Below are 22,027 nucleotides of genomic sequence, written 5' to 3' on the forward strand. Positions count from 1 at the left end.
GGGCTCCAGGGAGAGTGAACATGAATGCGCCAGCCTCAGAGATCAAAAAGACCAAGCCGGCAAAGTATCGGAGCACCACACCACCGGGGGTGATACCCGTGGTGCGAAACCCGGATTTCAAGTTTCCGGAGGACCTGCCCCGGTATTGGTGGGACAACGATCCTGTCAAAACCCTGTTGCTGGCGGCGTTGTCGTCCAGCTTCCCGCCCGGTGAAAAGTTCTTTATCGATTCGGTCCGGCATTATCAGGACCAGATCACTGACCCGGAACTGAACAAGGCCATTCGCGCGTTTATCGGCCAGGAGGCTCATCACTCCAAAGAGCACAAGCTGATGAACGGTTTTCTGGAAGAGCGCGGTGTTGGTCTGGGGCGCCTGGAGCGGGAAGTGCAGTGGTTTATGGACTGGATGCGCACACGCTTCACCCCGGAGCGTCAGCTGGCCCACACCGTGGCGGTGGAACATTTCACTGCGCTGATGGCCGAAGAATTCCTGCTGAAATTTGACGCGCTGGACGAGATGGACCCACGCATCGCTCCGGTCTGGGCCTGGCACGCCATAGAAGAATCCGAACACAAAGCGGTCGCCTTCGACGTGTACAAGAGCGTTGGCGGCAGCGAGTTCATCCGGATAACCGAAATGATGGTTGTGAGTGTGATGTTCCCTTTGTTCACCGCTGTTCATCTGGCGCAACTGATGAAGGCAGACGGCCAGCTGGGTAACCTAAAATCCTGGGCTGGCGCGCTGAACTACATGTGGGGCAAGCCCGGGGTGTTCCGTAAACTGATTCCGTCTTACCTGAAGTACTACAGCCCGAACTTTCACCCCTGGAATAACGATGCCCGGAATCTGGTCGAAAAAGCTAAGACCCGTTGGCTGCCAGCGTCGCTTCGCGGTTGAGCAAGGCCTTTTTACGTTCCAGGCCCCAGTGAAAGCCGCCTAAGCCGCCGTCTGCCCGCACAACCCGGTGGCAGGGGATGACCACCGCCAGCCGGTTGGCCCCGCAGGCACTGGCCACCGCGCGCACGGCTTTGGGCTTGCCAATCATGCGTGCAACGTCTGAATAGCTCACGGTTCTTCCGGGGGGAATTGATTGCAGAGCCTGCCATACATCACGCTGAAAGGTGGTGCCCTCTGGCGCCAGAGGGTGCTCGAGAGTGCCGGCCGGCTCATCGATAAAACGTGCTACCCGGGCAAGCATTCCGGAATCTTCTGAATCGGCCGGTTCAAAGGTTTGATGGGGGAAATGGGCGTGGAGCAGGGCGAGCAATTGCTCTTCGCTATCGCCCAATTCAATTGCACAGAGGCCGTTTCCGGACCAGCCGACAATCAGCTGGCCCAGGGAACACCCAGTAATGCCATAACGCATCACCGGATTAGGCTAGCAACGACTTGCGCATGTTGTAGCGCAAGAAGTGTGCTCCGCGAACGGTAACCCGCTGCTCATCCACCACTTCGAACCCATGCCGCTCAAAAAACGGCCTTGCCACCACGCTAGACTCGGTACGAAGCTCTTTCAAATCTTTGGCTTTCAGTTGTTCTTCGGCCTCCAGATACAGGGTAGACGCAATGCCCTGGCGAGCGTAGTTGGGCGCAGTGTAAACCAGATCGATATTGCCGTCCGGCTCATAGGAAATGAAACCGGCCAGAGCGGAGCCGTCCTCCGCCACCAGAGTTTCCATTCCTTCCAGCCGCTGTTGCCAGGTGTCGAGATTGGGCGTGCGCGACGCCCAGGCATAGCGCTGGGTTTCATCATAGGCGGCGGCTGTTAGCTCATGCACGGAATCGGTAAACAAACGGACAACCGGGCTCAGATCCTGAATCCGGTACTTGCGGATAGTGATAGAAGAAGCTGTGGTCATGATGATTCTGTCTGCGCCTGTGTTGGAAAGCTGGTTGATAACCAGTACGCCAGTTACTTCCTGCAGCATACCGACACCAGCAGGAAAATCCAGCATTACACGCTGGCAAACAGGCTTTCAGTCTGTGTGCCAACTACGTAGCCGACCCGGTCATCAAAGTTTCGGATATAGGCTTTCGCCTTGTATTTCTGCTCATGGCTGGTCACGGTGAGGCTTGACCAAATTGGTGCTACGTTATAACCTTCATGCGAAATGTATCTTAAATGCTGCAATAGGGAAACTCCAATGAAACTGTCATTCCTGAACATGGTTAAGAAAGAAGACTCAGAAACCGAATCCTCAGCGGCGCCAGCGGTCGAAGTGCATGAAACTGCCGAGGCGAGCCAGGATGAGGCTCAGAGCAAGGGCAAACACGGTAAGGACTTCTGCTGCGGTTCCTGTTCATAATCAGGCGAAACATTTACCTGATGCTTTCGGCCAGAGCTTCGGCTATGGCTCGATAACCACTCTCTCCCGGATGATAGCCGTCGCTGGCAAGCAGCGACGTGTCGGTGAGTGCCGGGTAACTCAGGTATTGAAAATCGCCGGGTGCATGCCTGGCCAATTGCTCATAAACCCGATTAAGTTGTCGGGCGCGCCATCCGATGATTTGGCGAAGCGGGGCGGGCAGTGCCGTGAACAGGTGCATGGGTGGTACGCTCAGCAGGCAGAGTGATTCCGGATAACGTTGAGCGAGCCCAGTACGAAGCGCCAGCAGTTGCCGCCGGAACCGGTACCTGGGTGTTAAGCCAGTGGTGTCGTTTACCCCCATGCTCAGAAGGACTACATCTGCCTGTGGCAGTTCCACGCTGGCCAGTTTCCTGTTGAGTTGGCCCAGCCGGATGCCGTTAACCCCAAAGGTGTGCCAGGAAATGGTCTTGCCGCGACGCTCATGCAATCCCAGCGCCAGCTGGCTCGCAAGGCCCTGCTCGTGATTGGATACCCCCACGCCGGCCGCCGTGGATTCGCCGATGACCAGCAGCCGCAGATGGGGGCATCCGTCACCGTGTTGTCCAGAAATAGCACCTCCGGCTTCCGGTAGCCGCGGCGTATTCTTACGGGTGCGTTTTCCTTGATAGAGGAGTACCGGGGAGAGCAGGGCGGTGGTTAACCAGAAAGGGAGGTGCATGGGTATCTCGTTGGTTTTCTGTGCATTGCTCTGGATTACCGGAGTTGACCGATTTCGCTGCTCCGGCGATTGATGCCGCCGGTGCGGGTTAACGCAGCACCCGCTTTACAAGTACCGGCCCGAGCAACTCAAAAATAATGGTCGAGGCCACCACCACCGGAAGAATGGAGTCGCTAAATTCCGGAAACCGCTCCGCCGCAAGCAGTGCCATACCAATGGCCACACCTGCCTGGGGTGTCAGCGCCAGACCGATATTGCGCGGCAACGCCTCGTGCTTTGCCCTACTGAATATCACTGCAAGATAGCCGCCCAACACCCGGCCGATCAGGCGCAGGAAAACATAGGCCAGAGTCAGCAGTATTGCATCATCTACCTTGTACAGATCAATGCTTGCGCCAGAAAGTACAAAGAAGAACACCAGAAATGGCCACTCAACATGCTCGATCTCCCTGAATGACCGGGTATGATGATAGGCCAGATTGGCCACCAGGCCCCCGGCAATCATCGACGCCAGCAGGGCAGACACGCCCAGCAACGAGGAAAGCCCGGCGAGTAACAATATTATCGCTATTGCTTCCACCTGAGTGGGCTCTCCGGACTTAAGGCGACCCGTCAGCCAAGCGGCTGGCAGGCCGACGGCTACCCCTAATACTATCGCACCGCCCAACTCCCACAGGGCATGCAGCAAAGCCAGTTGGCCATCGCCGCCAATCACCCAGCCAAGAACTGACATGCTCAGCCCGAAAATGATAATGCCCCAGGCATCATCAATGGCCACAATGCCCAGCAAAATCCTGGGTGCCAATCCAGCACTTCCCTTCTCGCGAACCGATTCGCTTACAGCGGCGGGGTCCGTTGCTACCGAAATGGCTGCCAGAGATACTGCAACCACAAGCGGAAACCCCAGCATCAGCAAACCGGCACCAACCATGGTGCCACCCCCGATGATCACGAACAGGGAAATAACCAGAATCAATGGACCGGTATTACGCAGCCGTCGCAACTCCAACTCACTGCCCAGCAGAAATGCCACCATCACCAGTGCCAGTTGGATCATGGGCTCGCTTAGACCACCGAGCACGTCGCTATGTTGCGCACCTATCCACACCTGATGAACGAAGGCAATACCAATGCCCACCAGCATTAATATCGATATTCGCGGAATCCTCGTGCGGTGAGCAAGGGCGTCAGCAAAAATACTGACAGACAGAATGGCGCCCAGCAGAATGATGTTGATAGTGGCCTGGGAGGCCTCTGCGGGCAGCCAGTGGGGAAGATATTCAAGCATGTGAAATTTTCACCATTTTACAAACTGTTCAGTTTCCTGTTGAGTTGGTTCAGCCGGATGCCGTTAACCCCAAAAGGGGAGGTGCATGGGGATTTCGTTGGATTTCTGCACATTGCTCCGGATTAGCGGAGTTGACTGTCTTTGCTGCCCCGGCGATTAATACCGCCGATCTGCGTTTCCTGCTTTTCGAGAGCGGATTGACACGCAATGCAAAGCCGAACGCCAGGGATCGCTTTGCGACGCGCCTCTGGAATAGCACAGTCACATTCTTCACACCTCGCGGCGCTCTCACCGACCGCCAATTGGCTCCGTGCGCGTTTCACTGCATCTTCAACGCTCGCGTCAATTTGATCCTGAACGGCGCCATCCCGTGACCAGCCTCCAGCCATAGCGTTCTCCGATATTTGATTGAGCGATGGGTTCAGTTTAGCCAGTCACACTCTGGCTGGCTAATGGGCTTGCCGGTTTTCTTGTGGAGTTGAATTACGAAGGAATTTTTACGTCGGTAAACGCACAGACGCGCGTTCGATTCATAGACATTCTCATTCCTTGACGGCTCCGAACTCTGCTGTTTTAAAAATCCGTCCTACGATTCAACCTGATGACGCCAGGGCCAGAGGAGAGACTGATGAACAAGGATACCATTGAAAAAAGACGGCAAAAGTCCCGGGCCAGGGTGTCCAATGACCGGCTTGATGTGATTGCAGCCAAACGAGACCAGTTAGAGGGTGAAATTCAGCAGGCATTCACGAGGATAAAAACCACTACCGAAGATCAGGACAGTTTCCGGGCTTTCGGGCGCGGGTTACAGCGGATATCCATACCGCCAATGCTGCATTGATTGCTTGAATCCAGATAGGCGCCTTGCCAATTTGCCCCGATCGTCATCCTAGCCGCCACCAATCACGGTAGCGACCGGAATGCCCAAACGTTTCAGTTCACTCAGCACCCGATAGTCCCGCTCCCGGATGCCAGGCTCCGAGACGCTCATTTTGCCTAAAGGGGCACCCTGAAACACATCTACCCCTGCGTCATAAAGGACTATGTCTGGTCTCGACATCGCCAACACCTTTTGCAATGTGTTACTGACCACGTGCAGATAGTCCTCGTCACCCATGCCATTTGGCAGGGCCACATCCAGATCGCTGATCTTTTTCTGACGCGGAAAGTTGCGCTCGCAGTGAATGAGGGTCAGCTACGCCTGCCGGCACGGACCGGGACGGTAGCTATTGCCAGACGTAAGCAGCCCTTTTGTGCGCATGTAATCCGCAAGCAGCCCGAACTTTTCCATGGGAAAAAGATGCTTTTCCGGAAACGGAAAACTGTAATCCGGATGATCAACCACGGGAATGGGCATGCCAGTTTCCAGTTACGATAAGCTTTGCAGAGATGTACGGGTTTTGTTGCATCAGGGATTGCAAGTTACTCACAATGCGCCAGTCTGTAAAACTGCACGTACCCGGATGTGCACTCCAATTTGTGCACGGCTGCCAAAGGAATTGATAACGGCGGTGCAAGCAACGTTGTTTCACCCACTAAGAAAGGTGTTTTTGTGTCCACCAGTGTCCAGATGAGCGATATTTACCTGAGCTACCCCACCGAGTCTGGTCCTGTTGCGGTGCTCAACAACGCCTTCCTCTCGGTCCCGCCCGGTGACACACTGGCCATTACCGGTCCCTCTGGTAGCGGCAAAACCTCTTTGCTTTTGCTGCTGTCTGGCCTGCAAAGGCCAGACGGGGGTGAGATCCTGGTGGGCAGCCAGCGCCTGGGCGATATGGACTCCGATGCGCTGGCAGATTGGCGCAGTGAGCACCTTGGCATCGTTTTCCAGTCCTTTCATTTGCTACCGGGCCTGACCGCGCTTGGTAACGTCAGCCTGCCGCTGGAAATTTCCGGGCAGCCGAGGGCCCGTGAGCAAGCCATGGCCATGCTGAACGCCGTAGGCCTGAGCCACCGGCTGCAGCACTACCCGGGGCAGCTGTCTGGTGGTGAGCAACAACGGGTCGCCATTGCCCGGGCCCTGGTGCACCAGCCCAGCCTGCTGCTGGGCGATGAGCCCACCGGCAACCTGGACCAGAAAACCGGCGAAAAAGTACTTTCGCTGCTGTTCGACCTCCACAAACAAAGCAAGTCCACGTTGGTACTGGTGACCCACGACGAGCGGGTTGCCGAGCGTTGTCAGCATCGGGTGCGGATGGAAGGCGGGCGCCTTTATGAGATCTGAGTCCGCCACCCCGCCCTTATGGTTGCTGACATTCGCGATCACTGATTTGCGTTCGCGCATCTCGGCGCTGAAAGTGTTTCTCGCCTGCTTGATCCTTGGTGTCACCCTGGTGGCGGCGACCGCCAGCCTTTACCGCGTTATCGAGCAGAGTCTGCTGGCGGACACCCGCGCGCTGCTGGGTGGAGACGTCGAGCTTGATGGCAACGAGCCATTACCCGATGAGATGCTGGATTGGATCGGCGATACCGGTAGCTTTTCCCTGGTTCGGGATTTCGAAACCATTGTCAGTGGTAATGACGGTGGAGGCTTCTTCAGAGCCAAGATACTGATTCCCGACGCGGCCTATCCTCTTTACGGTCAGCTGCAACTGACTCCGGCTCAACCCCGTGAAGAGCTCAATGCGCGCAAGGATGGTCTCTGGGGCGCGATCATCGACCCCTTGCTGGCTGAACGTATGGGCCAGTCCATTGGCGATGAGATTGAGATCGGCGCTGCGACCTTCCGTATCAGCGGCCTGATTGAGGCGCAACCAGACCGCAACCTGAATGCCAACTGGCGCGGGCTGCCAATCATGATTTCCGAGCAGGCGGTGGCGGCCACAGAACTGATCCGCCCGGGCAGCCGTGTCGACTATGAATACCGGGTGCAGACCGATCAGGATCTGACCATCTGGCTGGAGAAGTTCGAACAGGCGTTCCCTGATACAAACTGGGACATCACCACCTTTGCCGAGCGCAGCGAGAGAATAGCCGAGCGGCTGGACCAGATTGCCACAGCGCTGATCCTGATCGCGTTTACCACGCTGTTCATTGGCGGCCTGGGCGTGGCCAACAGCATCCACGCCTACCTGGACGAGAAACTGGGCACCATTGCCACGTTGCAGACCCTGGGCCTGCGCCGCAAACCCTTGGTGGCAATCTATCTGTTACAGATCGGCATACTGGGCAGCCTGGCGGGCCTGATCGGTGGCAGCATCGGGCTGGGACTGTCCGCCGTGGCGATCAGCCTGGCTGGCGATACCTTTGCAATGGCCGGGCCGGGCGGGGCAGGCGAACACGGGCTGGACCTATGGCTTGTGCCCCTGCTACTGAGCTGGCTATTTGCAGTGCTGACGGCCTACGTGTTTGCACTACCGGCAATGGCCAGAGCACTGGCGGCCCCACCGGCCGGATTGTTCCGGGGCCAGGTGCAGGCTGCGCCTCACGAGCCCCGCAGCTGGCGGATTGCCAGCAATCTACTGTTGGCGGTCTACATTGGCGCCACGCTGTTCTGGTTGCCATCCCCGCAACTGGGATTCCTGTTCCTGCTGGCGGTGATCGTGCTGTGGGGGTTGCTGGAAAGTCTGATCAAGGGCCTGCGCCGGGGCGCCAAAGCTCTTGAAAATACTGATTTCGCCGACCGTAATTTCGCCCGCAGACTGGCGCTGGCCAACCTGCACCGGCCCGATTCGCCGTTGCGGGTGACACTGCTTTCACTGGGCACAGCGCTCACTTTGGTCGTGGCCTGCACCCTGATCGTCGCCACGCTCCTGCGCGCACTGGAAACCACCATCCCGGCGCAATCCCCAGCGCTGATTCTGTACGAAGTGTTCCCGGATCAAATGGAAACCCTTGAATCTGGACTTGAATCGCTGGATCCATCGAGCAGGGCAGAGCTGCTGCCGCTGGTGCGAGCCCGCCTGGCTACCATCAATCAGCAGCCGATCGCACAATTACTGGCGGACGATCCACAAGCCAGGCGCGAGGCCATGGGGGATGAGTACAAACTCACCTACCTGTCGGGCAACCCGGAAGGCCTGGAGCTGGTCGAAGGCAACTGGTGGACACAACCTGCGCCCGACGGCAAGCCCGCCTTCATGGCCATGGAAGATCGCGAGGCCTATCAGCTTGGCTTGAGTGTCGGCGACCAGATCGAATTTACCGCCCAGGACCAGCCCATCACCGTCGAAATCAAGGCCATTTATCGGCAGAAAGGCCTGCAGACCCGGTTCTGGTTTGAGGGTATTGTTCAGGACGGTGCGCTGGACGGACGGATCAGCCTGTACGTCGGCGCGGTCTACCAGAGCGATGCTGCTGCCAAAGCGTCACAGCAATGGCTGGCCAGAAACCTTCCGAACGTGATCACGCTGCGCACCGCCGACTGGCTCGAGACCGCCGGTGCGCTGCTCGGCAAGGCCGCGGCCGGGCTGGCTGCGGTGGCCAGTGTCAGCCTGATGGCGAGCCTGCTGGTACTGTCCAGCGTGGTCAGTGTAAGCCGCCGTCGACAATTGTATGAAGCCAACCTGCTGCACTGTCTGGGCGCCCGGCATCAGGCCATTCGGCTGTCCATGCTGCTGGAAACCGGCTTGCTGACGGTGCTGGCGACGGTCTTCGCAACGGCACTCGGGGCGCTGATCGCATTGCCCGTGGCGGCCATGGCCCTGAAATTGCCGGCCGGCGACCTGTGGTGGCTGGGTGCACTGGTAGCGGGTTGCGTCAGTGCGCTGGCGCTGCTGGCGGGCCTGGTGCCGACATTGCTAGCCCTGCGGCTTAATCCGGCTCGGTTGCTGCAGGATGGCTGAGAGAGGGCACGGTATTCCATAAAAAAACGGCCGCGCCGGGAGCGAGGCCGTAAAAAAGGCTTTGTGGGTCCATAGCCTTACTTCTAATGAGGGTCCGGTAACAACTCCGGCTCAGCGTAAGCCGAGAAAAGAAAGAATCACCAGAATGATGACCACGGCGCCGACGATATAAACGATTCTGTTCATGTGTATATCCTTTGCTTATGAATCATGAATTCTGGTTGCGCCTTCATCCATGCGGCGCATGATGTAACGTCCTGTACAGGCGGCTCCTTCGCCTCATCAGGATCTAAGTTAGGCTTTTGGTTTTGACAGGTCTGTTCGGTGTCGCACTGAGTGCAAAAAAGATGACAGGGGAGAGCGGCCGGTATGCGCAACGGAGGTTATACATTTTGATCGGACCAGACCGCGTATTCATTGCCATTCGGGTCAGTGAAGTGAAAACGATGACCGCCAGGAAAAGGGAAAATAGCCTGGACAATCGCCCCACCAGACAGCTTAACTCTCTCGAGACTCGCTTCCAGGTCGGTGCTGTAGAGCACGACCAATACACTGCCATTGCTCGTCGTGGCGACACGGTCGGACTTGAAGAACCCGCCATCCAGCCCCGCGTTCTCAATAGCCACATACCCCGGCCCGTAGTCGACAAACGACCACCCAAAAGCATCCGCGAAGAACCTCTTGGTTGCTTCAAGGTCTCGTGAGGGTATCTCGATATAGTTGATTTTCCCGGTCTCTTTCATTACTTCCTCCTTGATGTATGAGGCCCGCAACTGGCAATGCTAAGAGACGCCAGGGGCCGCTCTGACTGGCATGGTTATGCATTTGTATTTCTGACTCTGGATTCACTGCCTGGCCAGCTGTCGAACTGTGGCAGTGAGTCTGTGATTTGATGCCAGCTTGCCTTTGAAGCTATAAAAATATGCGCCTCGGGCTCACCCTGAATGTCACCTTCCAGACCACCAAGCGGGACGCCAATAACATCCGGACGGTCTTTATAGGTACTGATCAAAGGCGAACCGCAGGTTCTGCAAAAGTGTTTGGTGACGTTCTCGGACGATGGGTACGTTGTGACATTCTGCTCTCCCGACAACCATCGGAACTGATCACTCCGAATGGAAGCGCGAGTGCGGAAAGCAGCACCGTGCCACCGACGACACTTGGAGCAATGACAATTGAAAATTGGGCCAAGCTGCCCTTCAATTTCATAGCTTACTGTTTCGCACAAACATTTCCCTGTTACCTTGCTCAAAAGGTTACCTCCCTGCATCACGGCGTATTAGGCGCTTGTGTTGCTCCGTCGGTGCGCCCCTTGACCGCACTAGTCAATTGGATACTCCAATGTACCACTTGGGCTTGATGCGCCCGAAATCCCGGCGGATGTTTGATTTCAGTGCCTTTTTGGAATCCAGCACGTTTGCCTCATTGCCTTCTCTGACAAACACGACCCAATGCCAGAATGGCTTGCCCTGTTCCATACGCCATTTGATAGCCATGAGGGCTTTGTTTGGAAGGCGCTCCCAGGACTCGAATGGTGTTTCTCTGGGGGACACTGAGATACTGAGTTCCCGGAGAAGTTTCCGGACGTGCTCCGTCTCTGACCAGAGCGCTGTATCTGAGGCGTAAATACCCAGACTATTCGCTCTCCGTTTGGCCTCTGCGTAGCTGATTCCCGCGAGAGCAGCGCTTGCCGCAATACCACAACCGGTGGTTTCTTCTTGGATGACTGGTTCCATGTCTGTACCAATTAACAGCGTATTGGATAGCAGTCTTTATTATTGCGGTTATCTGACCGCTTCATTATCACGGACCGAAAATAAAGCGCGCTGGCCAACGGCGCTCCAAAAACACCGTAAGATCATATAACTACAAGTCAAAAAAAGAAGCAAGCCAGATCCCGCTTAGCAATATCAACGCGGTCGCACTTTCGCCAATTACAACGCGCTACAAATCTGCCAACCAACAAAAAGGCCCGGCAGCTTCCGCAACCAGGCCTTTTCATCACTCAGCGGTCAATCACTTCAACCGCACTTGCTATCGCCGCAAGACAGGCAGGTGGCACACCCGTCCATCACGATCACCGCCTTGGTGCTGCACTTGCCGCACATGGTGGCGTTGGCGGGGTAGTCGCTGGCGCTTTCGTCGTTGGTGGCTGTGTTGTGACTGGCCTCAAACTCGGCGCGCTTTTCGGCGAGGATGCGCTTGGTGGTTTCGCTCATTTCGTCGCTTTCGAGCAGGCCAATGGCCTTCAGGTGCTTCTCGATCACGGCGCCGATCTCAGCCACCAGCGACGGCATAAACACGCCGCCTTTCTTGAAGTAACCACCGTTGGGGTCGTACACACTGCGCAGCTCTTCCACCAGGAAGGTGACGTCGCCACCTTTGCGGAATACCGCAGAGATAACGCGGGTGAGGGCGATTACCCACTGGAAGTGTTCCATCGACTTGGAGTTGATGAACACTTCATAGGGCTGACGGCTCTCGTGGTCCGTGTCTTCGTTGAGCAGGATGTCGTTGATGGTGATGTACATCGCATGTTCGGCAATCGGCGGCTTGATCTTGTAGGTGGTGCCCAACAAGAAGTCTGGTCGCTCGATGGTTTCGTTCATCTGGATCGGTTTTGGCTCCAGACTTTTGGCCGTAGCGGCTTTTTGCTCGTCGGTTTCGGCTTTCTTGACTCGGTAGCCGACAATCTTGTTGGTAATTTTAACTGTCATGTTCGTGGTCCTGTCTTTCGGTTCCCGGGATCAATATTTGCCGTAAGTGCCTTCTTTAAGCGCATCAAACAGGTTGGCGGCGGTGTGGATCTCGCCATCGTAATCAACCTGTTCGTTGCCCTTGAGAGTCACTTTGCTGCCATCGTCCAGGGTGAACTCGTACAGAGTGTTTTCGAGGTCTTTTTCTTTAACCAGTACGCCCTGGAAGGCCTCCGGGTTGAAGCGGAAGGTGGTGCAACCTTTCAGGCCCTTGTCGTAGGCGTACAGGTAGATGCCCTTGAAGTCCTGGTAGGCAAAGTCGGTCGGCACGTTGGCGGTTTTGGAAATGGAGGAATCAACCCATTTCTGCGCGGCGGCCTGGATGTCGACGTGCTGTGTGGGGGTTACGTCATCAGACGTGGTGAAGTAACTCGGCAGCTTCTTGTCTTCTTCTTCGGAGAAGGGCATGGCACCGGGGTTAACCAGGTGGCGGTAGGCCAGCAACTCGAAGGAGAATACGTCGACTTTCTCTTTGGTTTTACGACCTTCACGGATGATGTTGCGGGCGTAATGGTGCGAGAAGCTTGGCTCGATGCCGTTACTGGCGTTGTTGGCCAGTGACAGACTGATGGTGCCGGTCGGAGCGATGGAGGTGTGGTGGGTAAAACGACCACCTTTCTCCGCCAGTTGCGCAACCAATTCCGGATCAATCTGGCCGATCTGCTGCATGTAGCGGCTGTACTTGGCGTGCAGCAGCTTGCCTTTGAGCTTGTCACCGACCTTGTAGCCGTCTTTGGCCAGGTCCCGGCACTTGGCCAGCATCTTGGGGGTGACTTCAAACTCATCTTCCATGATCGGCGCTGCGCCTTTTTCTTCGGCCAGGACCAGCGACTGGCGCCAGCCTTCCACGGCCATTTCACGGACGACTTCTTCGGTAAACTCCACCGACTCACTGGAGCCGTAGGGCATGCGCAGCATGGCGAGGGTTGAGCCCAGACCCAGGATGCCCATGCCGTGGCGGCGCTTGTAGGTGATTTCGTGGCGCTGTTCGGCCAGCGGCAGGCCGTTGATTTCGACTACGTTGTCCAGCATACGGGTGAAGATGCCAACAACTTTGCGGTATTTTTCGTAGTTGAAGCTGGCCTTGTCGGTGAACGGGTAGTCGACAAAGTTGGTCAGGTTGACCGAGCCCAGCAGGCAGCTGCCGTAAGGGGGCAGGGGCTGCTCGCCACAGGGGTTGGTGGCGCGGATGTCTTCGCAGAACCAGTTATTGTTCATCTGATTGACCTTGTCGATCAGAATGAAGCCCGGCTCAGCGTAGTCGTAGTTGCTGGTCATGATGGTGTCCCAGATGAACTGGGCTTTCATGGTCTTGTAGATGCGGCAGGCGACTTTGCCTTCTTCGTTGACCACGTAGCCGTCCTGAACCGGGAAGTCGCGGTACAGGAACTGGGTGGTGTCGCTTAGGTCCAGGCCTTCCTCTTCCGCTTCTTTGCGGGTCATCGGGAACGACAGATGCCAGTCGCCGTCGTTGCGCACGGCGTCGATGAAGTCTTCGGTGATCAGCAGCGACAGGTTGAACTGGCGCAGGCGGCCGTCTTCACGCTTGGCCTGGATGAACTCGATTACGTCCGGGTGGTGCACGTCGAAGGTGGCCATCTGGGCGCCACGGCGACCACCGGCAGACGACACGGTGAAGCACATGCGGTCGAAGATATCCATGAACGACAGCGGGCCGGAGGTGGTGGCGCCAGCGCCGGCCACGTAGGCACCGCGGGGGCGCAGAGTGGAGAACTCATAACCAATACCACAACCGGCTTTGAGGGTAAGGCCGGCTTCGTGGTTTTTTTCCAGGATGTCGTTCATCGAATCCTGAATGCTGCCGGAGACCGTGCAGTTAATCGTCGAAGTGGCAGGCTTGTGGGCTTCTGCACCGGCGTTGGAGGTGATCCGGCCGGCAGGAATGGCGCCGTTCTTAAGTGCCCAGAGGAATTCCTTCATATACTTGTCGCGGGCGGTCTTTTTCTCGACTTCAGACAAGGCTTTGGCAACGCGTTCGTAGGTTGCGTTGATGTCCTTATCGACGGCTTCGCCGGTTTTGGTCTTCAGCTGGTACTTGCTGGTCCAGATATCGAGCGACGCTTCCTGCATGGGAATCGTTGCGATTACTGCCTGTGCCTTAGCGTTCATTGCCACCCTCGGTTTTCAGTATGTCTCGTTTTGATGGCGCCGTGCTGAGCGCCATACCCCGTTCGTTCTTTAGTGCTTTTCTGAGTCTCGGCCTTTTTTGAGCACAAAACACTATATGTGGTGTTTTGTCTGACTGTTTGTACAGCCTGCCCGGAGCCGGTCTTGCGCATTCAAATCGTTGCTGGCCTGGCTGCGGCCGGCTTGCTGGGCGCCTGTGCGCGGTCTGTTGTTATTTTCTGATGACCCTATATATAGGCGCTATGCGAAGAAGTATAACAGGATATAGTGTTCTGTGAAGAAGAGAGCAACTATTGGTTAGGCTGTGAAGGCAAAGAAAATCAATGACGAAGTGCTTGCAACTCTGCCAGCCCGCACCACTCAAGCGTTTGGTCGAATGGAGTGAGCGCTACTACATGTTGTGGTTAAAATTTGTACGTTGAGAATTGAAGATATGTCCCCGTTTTTGTGACCTTTGCACGTATCCGATTGCGACGTGTCGATAGAGTATGAAAGTGGTGTCGTCAAACTGCAGTGGCCCACAGGAAGTGATAACGACTACAAAAGGAAAAGAATAATGAAAGGCCTGAAACCTAATATGCTGGTGCTGTGCATCGTCGGGGCGACGCCGACGGCGATGGCGTTCACGCCATTGGATGAAGTCGCGATGGGTAACATCACCGGCCAGGCGGGTGTGACGATTGAGCTGGAAACCAGGCTCAATATCGATCGTTTCATCTACACCGATGAAGGTTCGCTGGAGATCAACGACATCTTCATCGGTGGAGCCAACCGGACAGACATGTTTTCTGAAATGAACATCAACCTGAATGGCGATGCCAATGACCGCTTGGACAATATTCGGGTGAATATTGATATTGCCCGCGATGGTGATGCCATCATCAATCTGTTGCCAATCAGTTTTAATGCAGTTGATTTCCGGATGAGCACGGGTGCCTGGAATCTGACCGGCACTGGCGGCAACACCACCATTCTTGATAACTTTAAAGTGGATATGTTGATTGGTTCCGGAACCATCCGTGTGGATACCGCAACTGATACGGTTCGCTTCCTGACCGACATTGCCATTGATGATATGGATTTTGACATTCCGTTCCTGGCGATGGGCATTCGTGATCTGCAGCTGACTGGCGCCAACTATGATCTGTCTGCACCTCAGCCGTTGCGCTTGTTTGCTAACGTCGATCTGGAGATCTTCAAGGGCGCAAATGCTGCGGGTGTCGATGTGCTGGCCATCGAGATGGCGTCTTTCGAGGCCGATTTGCGCATTGGCGGAGTGTTGATTGGCGGCACCTCCATTGGCTCTGTAGCCATGGATAACCTGGCAATCACCGATACCTCGCTGCGGATCTACGGGCACTGATGCTTGCACCATAAAAACGGGGCCATGATGGCCCCGTTTTTATTACGACGATGCCGCCGCTTAGCTAAGCAGCAGGCTGTCGTCGTCCACTTCCAGCCCGCGTTGTTTTTCAAACAGTTCCAGCAGGTCTTTTACTTCCAGTCCTTCGCGTTCCTTGCCGGCAATATCAAAGACCACCTGGCCTTGGTGCAGCATCACGGTGCGGCTTCCCACTTCCAGTGCTTGCTTCATGCTGTGGGTGACCATCAGTGCGGTGAGCTTTTGCTCTTTGATGATGTTCTGGGTCAGCTCCAGCACAAACCTGGCAGTTTTCGGGTCCAACGCCGCGGTGTGCTCATCCAGCAATAGAATAGCGGATGGGGTGAGGCTGGCCATCAGCAGGCTGACAGCCTGGCGTTGACCACCCGAAAGCAGGCCCATTTTGTCACCCAGGCGGTTTTCCAGGCCCAGGTTCAGAGACGACAGGCTGGCACGAAACTGGTCCAGATACTGCTTTTTGACTGCGGTGGTCAGGCCCCGGCGTTGGCCGCGCTTGATGGCCAGTGCCAGATTTTCCTCGATGGAGAGGTTTTCACAGGTGCCGGCCAGCGGATCCTGAAACACTCGGGCGACCCGGGCGGAGCGTTTGTGGGTGGGCAGGCGGGTGACATCGAGATTGTCTACAATGATTTTGCCACTGTCCACCAGCACTTCGCCGGCCAGGGCGTTCAGGAATGTCGATTTACCGGCGCCGTTGCTGCCGATAACCGTAACGAACTCACCCTGGTTGACGGTCAGGCTCATGCCCCGCAAGGCCGGGTTTTCCAGTGGCGTGCCTTTGCCAAAGGTGAGCCTCAGATCGGTTGCGCTGATCATACTGCCTCCTCAGGCTTTCTTGCGGGTGAAGCGGTTGGTGAGGTTGGTGCGCACGCCGGGTAATACGATGGCGAGGGTCACCAGAACCGCAGTAATCAGGTTCAAATCCTGAGCCTGCAGGCCGAGCGCGTCTGCATTAAGGGCAAAGGCGATGGCCAGTCGGTACATGATGGCGCCGATGACACAGGCAATCAGAGCCCGCACCACGGTGGTCGGGGTCAGCACCGCTTCGCCGCCAATCAGCGAGGCCAGGCCGATGACAATTACGCCGACACCCATGGTGACGTCTGCCGCCCCCTGGCTCTGGGCAAACAGCGCACCCGCCAGGCCGACCAGGCCGTTGGAGAGGGCTACACCCAGAATAACCATGCCGCCGGTGGCAATGCCCTGGGCTCGAGCCATGCGGGCATTGGCACCGGTGGCGCGCATCGCCAGGCCGGTTTCTGACTTCATGAATCGCCATAGCAGAATCAGGGCGACCACCACCACAATCAGGAACAGCAACACTGGCACCTGATGGAACTCAAGGCCCAGCGAGTACCAGGGGGTCAGTACTGTTTCTTCGGTTAGCAGGGCGATATTCGGACGCCCCATGATGCGCAGGTTGATCGAATAGAGCGCGATCATGGTCAGGATGGATGCCAACAGGTTCAGGATGTTGAGCTTGACGTTCAGGATGGCGGTAACCGCACCCGCGGCCATGCCGGCCAAGGCGGCAAAACCCGTGGCCACCCACGGATTCCAGCCTTCCAGAATCAGTACCGCGGCGACCGCAGCACCCAGAGGGAAGCTGCCGTCTACCGTCAGGTCGGGAAAGTCGAGTACGCGGAATGACAGATAGATACCAAAAGCAACCAGGCCATAGATGAGGCCGGTCTCAAGAGCACCGTAGAATGCAATTTCACTGAGCATGGGTAATTATTCACCGTGAAAGAAAACGGGCGGGCCCTTTTGGGGTCCGCCCGTGTTGGTCAGGCGTTATTGGTCGCTTTTGACGACTTCTTTAGCGTCCTGGATGAGGTCTTCAGACAGGGTGATGCCCATGCGCTCGCCGGCGGCAGGGTTCACGAACAGGTCCAGCTCGTCCATGGTTTCAACGGGCATGTCGGCGGTGCCGGCACCTTCCAGTATGCGCACAACCATGGCGCCGGTCTGGCGGCCGTGATTGTAATAGTTGAAGCCCAATGCGGCTACGGCACCACGCTCAACGGTGGCGGTATCTGCCGCAAACACCGGAATGCCGGAGCGTTCGCCGACGGAGATCACCGCTTCGGCGGCACTGATCACGGTGTTATCGGTGGTCAGGTAAATGGCGTCCACTTTACCAACCAGAGAACGGGCCGCGCCCAGCACTTCGGAGGTCTTGGTGGCAGCACCTTTGACCAGCTGCATATCGCGGGCGGCAAGGCGCTCGTCGAGCAATTCTATCAGTGCGGCCGCGTTGGCTTCACCGGGGTTGTAGACGGTGCCTACGCGCTTGGCGTTCGGCATGATGCGTTGCAGCATGTCGATGTGTTGCTCGATCGGCAGCATGTCGCTGACGCCGGTGATGTTCCCGCCGGGAGCTTCCCAGCTTTGTACCAGCTTGGCGGCAACCGGGTCAGTGACCGCAGAGAACACCACGGGCACGCTTCTGGCCGCGGCGGCAACCGTTTGGGCGGACGGCGTAGCAATGGCGACGATGACGTCCGGGCTTTCGCCTACGAATTTACGGGCGATCTGTGAGGCGATTGCCGAGTTGCCCTGAGCACTTTCGTGCATCAGACGGAGGTTTTGGCCAGCAATATAGCCGCGCTCGGCCAGCTCATCCTTGATGCCTTCGTGCACGGCATCCAGAGCTGGATGTTCCACAATCTGTGTAATGGCAACAACGCGGGTGTCTTGAGCCTGAACTAGGCTTGCTGCGGCAAGCAGCGAAGCGCCAATCAGGGTGCGCAGGGTCTTCTTGGCCATAAGCCCATCTCCGGGTTGGTTATTGATGTCCCCGCGGTGCGGGGTGGCAAAAATAAGGTGGGCAAGTTTACCACAGGGATATGGGTTTCGGGGTAGGGATGCGCGATACTTTATCAGTTGCGGATGCGCATTAGTCCGGAATACAGATAATTTTGGCTCGGTCACGTTTTGACGAGCGAGGGTGTGTTGAAATAGTCTACTAAAGTCTAATAATACGCTTACCCCCAACTATAAAGATAAATTAGGAAGGTTCATGGACACGATAAACAAACTTCCCCTGGAAATGCTCTACCATTGGGAATCAACCAAAGCCGACGCTCCTTACATGACCCAGCCCATCGGCAATGGCAAAGTGGTTGAGTACACCTGGGGGCGGGCAGTGGATGAAGCCCGCAGAATGGCGACCTACCTGAAATCACTTAACCTGCCGGATAAGAGCCGGATTGGCTTGATTTCAAAGAACTGTGCACAGTGGGTCATGACGGATTGGGCGATCTGGCTGGCTGGCCATGTTTCTGTGCCGCTGTACCCCACTCTGAATGCTGACACCGTTAATTACATTCTTAAGCACGCGGAGTGTGATGTTCTGTTTGTTGGCAAGCTGGACGACTGGGACAGCATGAAGTCGGGTGTGCCCGAGTCTGTTCGTTGCATTTCTTACCCACTCAGCCCGCCTAACAATTTTGAGACCTGGGACGATATCGTCGCCAAGTACCCGCCGCTGGAGGGCCAGGTACACCGGGAGCCAGCAGAGCTGGCCACCATTGTTTATACCTCTGGCAGTACTGGCCGTCCCAAAGGCGTCATGCTCAGTTTTGAAAACATGGCCTTCTCCGCTGCCGGCGGCATCCAGACTCTGGGGGTCGGTCCTGAAGAGCGCATGCTGTCTTATCTGCCGCTGGCGCACGTGTTCGAGCGCACGTTCGTGGAGCTTGGGTCACTTTACGCGGGCTTTCACCTGTATTTCGCGGAATCTCTGGAAACGTTTGTGCAGGATCTGCAGCGGGCGCAACCAACGCTGTTCCTGTCAGTGCCCCGGCTGTGGGTGAAGTTTCAGCATGGTGTACTGCAGAAAGTGCCCAAACAGAAGCTGGAACGGATGCTGAAGATCCCGCTGCTGAACAGGCTGATCAAGAAGAAGGTGCTCAAGGGCCTGGGTCTGGACAAGGTGAAGCTGGCGGGTTCCGGGTCAGCCCCGCTGTCTAACGACGTGCTGGACTGGTACCGCAATCTGGGCCTGGAGCTTTTGGAAGGCTACGGCATGTCTGAGAACTTTGCCTATTCCCACATGAATAAGCCAGGCCGGACCCGAACCGGTTATGTGGGCGAGGCGCTGCCTGGCGTTGAGGTCAGAATCAGTGAGCAGGGTGAAATACTGGTCAAGAGCCCGGCAACCATGATGGGTTACTACAAGGATGAAGAAAAAACCAAAGAAACCTTTACCGACGATGGTTTCCTGAAAACCGGTGATAAAGGCGAAATCGATGAGATGGGCCGCCTGAAGCTGACTGGACGGATCAAAGAAATTTTCAAAACCAGCAAGGGCAAATACATCGCGCCGGCGCCGATCGAGAATCGCCTGATGTCGCACGACGCGATTGAGATGGTGTGTGTCTCTGGCGCAAACCAGACTCAGCCCCACGCGTTGGTGTTGTTGGGTGAGGAAATTCGACCCAAGATGGCGGATGAAAAGTTCCGTAAGGAAATCGAAGAAAGCTTCACGCAGCTGATCAAAGACGTAAACAAGACCGTGGATCCCCACGAGCAACTGGCATTTATTGCCGTGGTCAGCGATGAGTGGTCGATTGAGAACAGCTTCCTGACTCCGACACTGAAGCTTAAGCGGAATGTGGTTGAAGACGCTTACGAAGAGAAAGTGGACAGCTGGTATGCGCAAAAGCAGAAGGTGATTTGGCAGTAAGCTGCCGCAGACCAGACTCTTCAAGAGGCCCGACAAAGTGTCGGGCCTCTTTTTTTTCCTGGTGCCGGGTTCAGAGCCTGGGCCGATTGTTCAGGACATGGTCCTGGAGTTGGAGATGGACCGGCTCATCAAAATGATCGGCACGATGCCTGCGAGCACGATGATCAGTGAGGGCAGGGCGCTGTGATAGAGCTGTTCGTCAGAGGCAAACTGGTACACGTAGGTGGCCAGTGTTTCGTAATTGAAGGGCCGCAGTATCAGCGTCGCCGGCAACTCCTTCATGCAATCCACAAAGACCACCAGCGCCGCGGTCAACAGCGTACCGCGAAGCATGGGCAAGTGGACCTTGACCAGGGTTTTGCCGGGCGTGTGGCCCAGGGAGCGCGACGCCATGTCCATACTGGGCGTGATCTTTTGCAGGGCACTCTCGATACTGCCGGCAGACACCGCCAGAAAGCGCACAGTGAACGCGAAAACCAGCGCAAAGGTGGTGCCGCTCAGCAGCAGCCCCGTGCTGTAACCGAAGTAGTCCCGCATCAGTCCGTCCAGCCAGTTATCAAAGCCGGCGAGGGGGATGATCACGCCGACGGCCAGCACCGCACCGGGCATTGCGTAACCTAGGCTGGATAGCCGCATCATCACCTGCATGCCGCGGGTATTGTGAAGCCGACGGCTGTAGGCGAGCGTTACCCCGATCAGTAGAGTGGTGAGGGCGGCAGTGCCAGACAGGAACAGGCTGTTGAAAGTGTTGCGAATAAAGCTGGAGTTCCAGCTTTCATCGAAGTATTCCCAGGCGTAATAGCCCAGTGTTGCTCCGGGGATGATAAATCCGAAGATCAGCGGCGCGGCGCACACTGCCACGCAGATCATCTGTCTGGGAAACGACATGGTAAAGCGTTGAATGGGGTCGCGGTTATCTCGTGCCGCAAATTGCTGTTGCCGGCGCCGTGAGTAGCGTTCCAGGGTGACCAGGATGACCACAAACATCAGCATGGTGGTGGCGATCTGGGCGGCACCGCCAAGGTTGCCGAGGTTCATCCAGGTATCGAACAGGCCCAGAGTCAGGGTTTGCACCGCAAAGAAGTCGACCGTGCCGAAATCATTGAGGGTTTCCATAAGCACCAGAGAGAGGCCGACCGCGATGGCCGGGCGTGCGATCGGCAGTACTACTCTGAAAAAGGTACTGAGGGCTGAGTGGCCAAGACTCCGGCTGACCGCAAACAACGACGGGGATTGCTCCATAAAGGCGGCGCGGCCGAGCAGGTAAACGTAGGGATAAAGCACCAGGCCAATCATCAGGATCGCGCCTTCCAGGCTACGAATCTCGGGAAACCAGTAATCACTCGCATCTTGCCAGCCAAACCATTCCCGCAGGGTTTTCTGAACCGGGCCGGCGTAGTCGAGCAGGCTGGTGTAGACGTAGGCGATAACGTAGGCCGGAACGGCAAAAGGCAACAGCATTGCCCATTCGAAATATTTTCGGCCGGGGAATTCACACATGGTGACGGTCCAGGCTGTTGCCAGACCAATCACGAGGGTAAGAATGCCCACGCCAATCATCAACTTCAGTGTTGTTGTCAGGTAGCGCGGCAGGGTGGTGTCAATCAGATGTGGCCAGATGTTCTCGTCTGGAAAAAAGGCCAGGTAAAGAACAGAAAAAACCGGTAGGACAACAATCGCGGTGGTTATCAGCGCACTGATCATCCAGCGCTTTGAGGTACGTTTGGCCAGAAGTGGTTGAGCAAGCCCCGGATTGGCACTGGTAACGACCTCGGTCATGCTTATCCCGTTATGATAGTGGTGATGAGAAGTGTTGCGATTTTAGATACTGAAATGTCTCACTGCAATGACTCGCGTCAGATAACGAAGGGTGGTGCGAAAAACAGAGGGTGCCGATTGTTACTGGGCACCCTCAGATCAGGCTATCATC

The 22,027-nt window shown here is 56.4% G+C and carries 23 protein-coding genes; 7 read left to right on the forward strand and 16 right to left on the reverse strand.

Annotated elements, in window-relative coordinates; all coding sequences use genetic code 11:
* The first annotated feature begins 20 nt into the window (after nt 1-20).
* Nucleotides 21-899 carry a metal-dependent hydrolase gene (locus tag C7H08_RS04595; RefSeq protein ID WP_106670593.1) on the forward strand — a complete coding sequence of 293 codons (879 nt, stop codon included), beginning with the start codon at nt 21-23 and terminating at the stop codon, nt 897-899.
* On the opposite strand, the gene C7H08_RS04600 is transcribed toward C7H08_RS04595, so the two are convergent.
* Both C7H08_RS04600 and C7H08_RS04605 read right to left on the reverse strand, forming a co-directional pair.
* A complete protein-coding gene (locus C7H08_RS04600) occupies nt 862-1,368 on the reverse strand; it encodes a methylated-DNA--[protein]-cysteine S-methyltransferase (RefSeq protein ID WP_227663369.1) in 507 nt (168 codons plus the stop codon). The two genes, C7H08_RS04595 and C7H08_RS04600, sit on opposite strands and share 38 nt — an antisense overlap.
* Nucleotides 1,369-1,375: 7 nt before the next feature.
* On the reverse strand, nt 1,376-1,930 hold the full coding sequence (locus C7H08_RS04605; RefSeq protein ID WP_227663368.1) for a GNAT family N-acetyltransferase: 555 nt from the start codon (nt 1,928-1,930) through the stop codon (nt 1,376-1,378).
* Between the two features lie 216 nt (nt 1,931-2,146).
* Between C7H08_RS04605 and C7H08_RS04610 the strand changes: the two genes are divergently transcribed.
* Complete coding sequence (locus C7H08_RS04610) at nt 2,147-2,308, forward strand: CCGSCS motif protein (RefSeq protein ID WP_165793930.1); 162 nt, start codon at nt 2,147-2,149, stop codon at nt 2,306-2,308.
* Nucleotides 2,309-2,321: 13 nt separating this feature from the next.
* Here C7H08_RS04610 and C7H08_RS04615 read toward each other — a convergent pair whose 3' ends face one another.
* From C7H08_RS04615 to C7H08_RS04625, 3 genes are all read right to left on the reverse strand, one after another.
* A complete protein-coding gene (locus C7H08_RS04615) occupies nt 2,322-3,029 on the reverse strand; it encodes an SGNH/GDSL hydrolase family protein (protein WP_106670596.1) in 708 nt (235 codons plus the stop codon).
* An 88-nt stretch (nt 3,030-3,117) separates the two neighbouring features.
* Nucleotides 3,118-4,317 carry a cation:proton antiporter gene (locus C7H08_RS04620; RefSeq protein ID WP_106670597.1) on the reverse strand — a complete coding sequence of 400 codons (1,200 nt, stop codon included), beginning with the start codon at nt 4,315-4,317 and terminating at the stop codon, nt 3,118-3,120.
* 122 nt (nt 4,318-4,439) lie between these two features.
* On the reverse strand, nt 4,440-4,706 hold the full coding sequence (locus C7H08_RS04625; RefSeq protein WP_106670598.1) for a DksA/TraR family C4-type zinc finger protein: 267 nt from the start codon (nt 4,704-4,706) through the stop codon (nt 4,440-4,442).
* 239 nt (nt 4,707-4,945) lie between these two features.
* Between C7H08_RS04625 and C7H08_RS04630 the strand changes: the two genes are divergently transcribed.
* Nucleotides 4,946-5,158: a CsbD family protein gene (locus tag C7H08_RS04630; protein ID WP_106670599.1), complete on the forward strand. Its 213-nt coding sequence runs from the start codon at nt 4,946-4,948 to the stop codon at nt 5,156-5,158.
* Between the two features lie 48 nt (nt 5,159-5,206).
* On the opposite strand, the gene C7H08_RS04635 is transcribed toward C7H08_RS04630, so the two are convergent.
* Nucleotides 5,207-5,512, reverse strand: a complete 306-nt coding sequence (locus C7H08_RS04635) for an arginase family protein (protein ID WP_106670600.1) — start codon at nt 5,510-5,512, stop codon at nt 5,207-5,209.
* Entirely contained in the window at nt 5,513-5,674 is a 162-nt protein-coding gene (locus tag C7H08_RS18215) for a hypothetical protein (RefSeq protein ID WP_207768288.1), read from the reverse strand. It abuts the gene before it with no gap.
* A 213-nt stretch (nt 5,675-5,887) separates the two neighbouring features.
* On the opposite strand from C7H08_RS18215, the gene C7H08_RS04640 reads away from it, so the two are divergent.
* Both C7H08_RS04640 and C7H08_RS04645 read left to right on the forward strand, forming a co-directional pair.
* The gene (locus C7H08_RS04640; RefSeq protein WP_106670716.1) at nt 5,888-6,541 is read left to right on the forward strand and encodes an ABC transporter ATP-binding protein; all 654 of its coding nucleotides are present in this window, start codon (nt 5,888-5,890) and stop codon (nt 6,539-6,541) included.
* Entirely contained in the window at nt 6,531-9,101 is a 2,571-nt protein-coding gene (locus tag C7H08_RS04645) for an ABC transporter permease (protein ID WP_106670601.1), read from the forward strand. Before C7H08_RS04640 ends, C7H08_RS04645 begins: the two co-directional genes overlap by 11 nt.
* Before the next feature lie 383 nt (nt 9,102-9,484).
* Here the strand turns inward: C7H08_RS04645 and C7H08_RS04650 are convergent, their stop codons facing one another.
* The 5 genes from C7H08_RS04650 to C7H08_RS04670 form a co-directional block, all read right to left on the reverse strand.
* A complete protein-coding gene (locus C7H08_RS04650; RefSeq protein WP_106670602.1) occupies nt 9,485-9,844 on the reverse strand; it encodes a VOC family protein in 360 nt (119 codons plus the stop codon).
* A gap of 74 nt (nt 9,845-9,918) precedes the next feature.
* A complete protein-coding gene (locus tag C7H08_RS18530) occupies nt 9,919-10,371 on the reverse strand; it encodes a GFA family protein (RefSeq protein ID WP_227663388.1) in 453 nt (150 codons plus the stop codon).
* A 55-nt stretch (nt 10,372-10,426) separates the two neighbouring features.
* Nucleotides 10,427-10,597 (reverse strand): hypothetical protein, encoded by a 171-nt coding sequence (locus tag C7H08_RS18345; protein ID WP_227663367.1) that lies wholly within the window; start codon nt 10,595-10,597, stop codon nt 10,427-10,429.
* 525 nt (nt 10,598-11,122) lie between these two features.
* Nucleotides 11,123-11,818, reverse strand: a complete 696-nt coding sequence (locus C7H08_RS04665; RefSeq protein ID WP_106670604.1) for a TSCPD domain-containing protein — start codon at nt 11,816-11,818, stop codon at nt 11,123-11,125.
* 30 nt (nt 11,819-11,848) lie between these two features.
* Nucleotides 11,849-13,987, reverse strand: coding sequence for an adenosylcobalamin-dependent ribonucleoside-diphosphate reductase (locus tag C7H08_RS04670; protein ID WP_106670605.1), 2,139 nt, complete (start codon nt 13,985-13,987; stop codon nt 11,849-11,851).
* Between the two features lie 574 nt (nt 13,988-14,561).
* Between C7H08_RS04670 and C7H08_RS04675 the strand changes: the two genes are divergently transcribed.
* Nucleotides 14,562-15,368 (forward strand): DUF6160 family protein, encoded by an 807-nt coding sequence (locus C7H08_RS04675; protein WP_165793931.1) that lies wholly within the window; start codon nt 14,562-14,564, stop codon nt 15,366-15,368.
* A 60-nt stretch (nt 15,369-15,428) separates the two neighbouring features.
* Here C7H08_RS04675 and C7H08_RS04680 read toward each other — a convergent pair whose 3' ends face one another.
* From C7H08_RS04680 to C7H08_RS04690, 3 genes are all read right to left on the reverse strand, one after another.
* Nucleotides 15,429-16,223, reverse strand: coding sequence for an ABC transporter ATP-binding protein (locus tag C7H08_RS04680; RefSeq protein WP_106670606.1), 795 nt, complete (start codon nt 16,221-16,223; stop codon nt 15,429-15,431).
* 9 nt (nt 16,224-16,232) lie between these two features.
* Nucleotides 16,233-17,135 (reverse strand): ABC transporter permease, encoded by a 903-nt coding sequence (locus C7H08_RS04685; protein WP_106670607.1) that lies wholly within the window; start codon nt 17,133-17,135, stop codon nt 16,233-16,235.
* A 66-nt stretch (nt 17,136-17,201) separates the two neighbouring features.
* Nucleotides 17,202-18,176, reverse strand: a complete 975-nt coding sequence (locus tag C7H08_RS04690; protein ID WP_106670608.1) for an ABC transporter substrate-binding protein — start codon at nt 18,174-18,176, stop codon at nt 17,202-17,204.
* A 253-nt stretch (nt 18,177-18,429) separates the two neighbouring features.
* On the opposite strand from C7H08_RS04690, the gene C7H08_RS04695 reads away from it, so the two are divergent.
* Nucleotides 18,430-20,097: an AMP-binding protein gene (locus tag C7H08_RS04695; RefSeq protein WP_106670609.1), complete on the forward strand. Its 1,668-nt coding sequence runs from the start codon at nt 18,430-18,432 to the stop codon at nt 20,095-20,097.
* Between the two features lie 90 nt (nt 20,098-20,187).
* Here the strand turns inward: C7H08_RS04695 and C7H08_RS04700 are convergent, their stop codons facing one another.
* Nucleotides 20,188-21,876 (reverse strand): ABC transporter permease, encoded by a 1,689-nt coding sequence (locus C7H08_RS04700; RefSeq protein WP_106670610.1) that lies wholly within the window; start codon nt 21,874-21,876, stop codon nt 20,188-20,190.
* Between the last annotated feature and the right edge of the window lie 151 nt (nt 21,877-22,027).

Origin of the sequence: Marinobacter halophilus (assembly GCF_003007685.1) — a bacterium.
GTDB lineage: Bacteria > Pseudomonadota > Gammaproteobacteria > Pseudomonadales > Oleiphilaceae > Marinobacter > Marinobacter halophilus.

Bases quoted from the DNA above. Each gene is read 5' to 3' on its own strand.
- C7H08_RS04595 (WP_106670593.1), top strand. From the start codon at position 21: ATGAATGCGCCAGCCTCAGAGATCAAAAAGACCAAGCCGGCAAAGTAT.
- C7H08_RS04600 (WP_227663369.1), bottom strand. From the start codon at position 1,368: ATGCGTTATGGCATTACTGGGTGTTCCCTGGGCCAGCTGATTGTCGGC.
- C7H08_RS04605 (WP_227663368.1), bottom strand. From the start codon at position 1,930: ATGCTGCAGGAAGTAACTGGCGTACTGGTTATCAACCAGCTTTCCAAC.
- C7H08_RS04610 (WP_165793930.1), top strand. From the start codon at position 2,147: ATGAAACTGTCATTCCTGAACATGGTTAAGAAAGAAGACTCAGAAACC.
- C7H08_RS04615 (WP_106670596.1), bottom strand. From the start codon at position 3,029: ATGCACCTCCCTTTCTGGTTAACCACCGCCCTGCTCTCCCCGGTACTC.
- C7H08_RS04620 (WP_106670597.1), bottom strand. From the start codon at position 4,317: ATGCTTGAATATCTTCCCCACTGGCTGCCCGCAGAGGCCTCCCAGGCC.
- C7H08_RS04625 (WP_106670598.1), bottom strand. From the start codon at position 4,706: ATGGCTGGAGGCTGGTCACGGGATGGCGCCGTTCAGGATCAAATTGAC.
- C7H08_RS04630 (WP_106670599.1), top strand. From the start codon at position 4,946: ATGAACAAGGATACCATTGAAAAAAGACGGCAAAAGTCCCGGGCCAGG.
- C7H08_RS18215 (WP_207768288.1), bottom strand. From the start codon at position 5,674: ATGCCCATTCCCGTGGTTGATCATCCGGATTACAGTTTTCCGTTTCCG.
- C7H08_RS04640 (WP_106670716.1), top strand. From the start codon at position 5,888: ATGAGCGATATTTACCTGAGCTACCCCACCGAGTCTGGTCCTGTTGCG.
- C7H08_RS04645 (WP_106670601.1), top strand. From the start codon at position 6,531: ATGAGATCTGAGTCCGCCACCCCGCCCTTATGGTTGCTGACATTCGCG.
- C7H08_RS04650 (WP_106670602.1), bottom strand. From the start codon at position 9,844: ATGAAAGAGACCGGGAAAATCAACTATATCGAGATACCCTCACGAGAC.
- C7H08_RS18530 (WP_227663388.1), bottom strand. From the start codon at position 10,371: ATGCAGGGAGGTAACCTTTTGAGCAAGGTAACAGGGAAATGTTTGTGC.
- C7H08_RS18345 (WP_227663367.1), bottom strand. From the start codon at position 10,597: ATGGCTATCAAATGGCGTATGGAACAGGGCAAGCCATTCTGGCATTGG.
- C7H08_RS04665 (WP_106670604.1), bottom strand. From the start codon at position 11,818: ATGACAGTTAAAATTACCAACAAGATTGTCGGCTACCGAGTCAAGAAA.
- C7H08_RS04670 (WP_106670605.1), bottom strand. From the start codon at position 13,987: ATGAACGCTAAGGCACAGGCAGTAATCGCAACGATTCCCATGCAGGAA.
- C7H08_RS04675 (WP_165793931.1), top strand. From the start codon at position 14,562: ATGAAAGGCCTGAAACCTAATATGCTGGTGCTGTGCATCGTCGGGGCG.
- C7H08_RS04680 (WP_106670606.1), bottom strand. From the start codon at position 16,223: ATGATCAGCGCAACCGATCTGAGGCTCACCTTTGGCAAAGGCACGCCA.
- C7H08_RS04685 (WP_106670607.1), bottom strand. From the start codon at position 17,135: ATGCTCAGTGAAATTGCATTCTACGGTGCTCTTGAGACCGGCCTCATC.
- C7H08_RS04690 (WP_106670608.1), bottom strand. From the start codon at position 18,176: ATGGCCAAGAAGACCCTGCGCACCCTGATTGGCGCTTCGCTGCTTGCC.
- C7H08_RS04695 (WP_106670609.1), top strand. From the start codon at position 18,430: ATGGACACGATAAACAAACTTCCCCTGGAAATGCTCTACCATTGGGAA.
- C7H08_RS04700 (WP_106670610.1), bottom strand. From the start codon at position 21,876: ATGACCGAGGTCGTTACCAGTGCCAATCCGGGGCTTGCTCAACCACTT.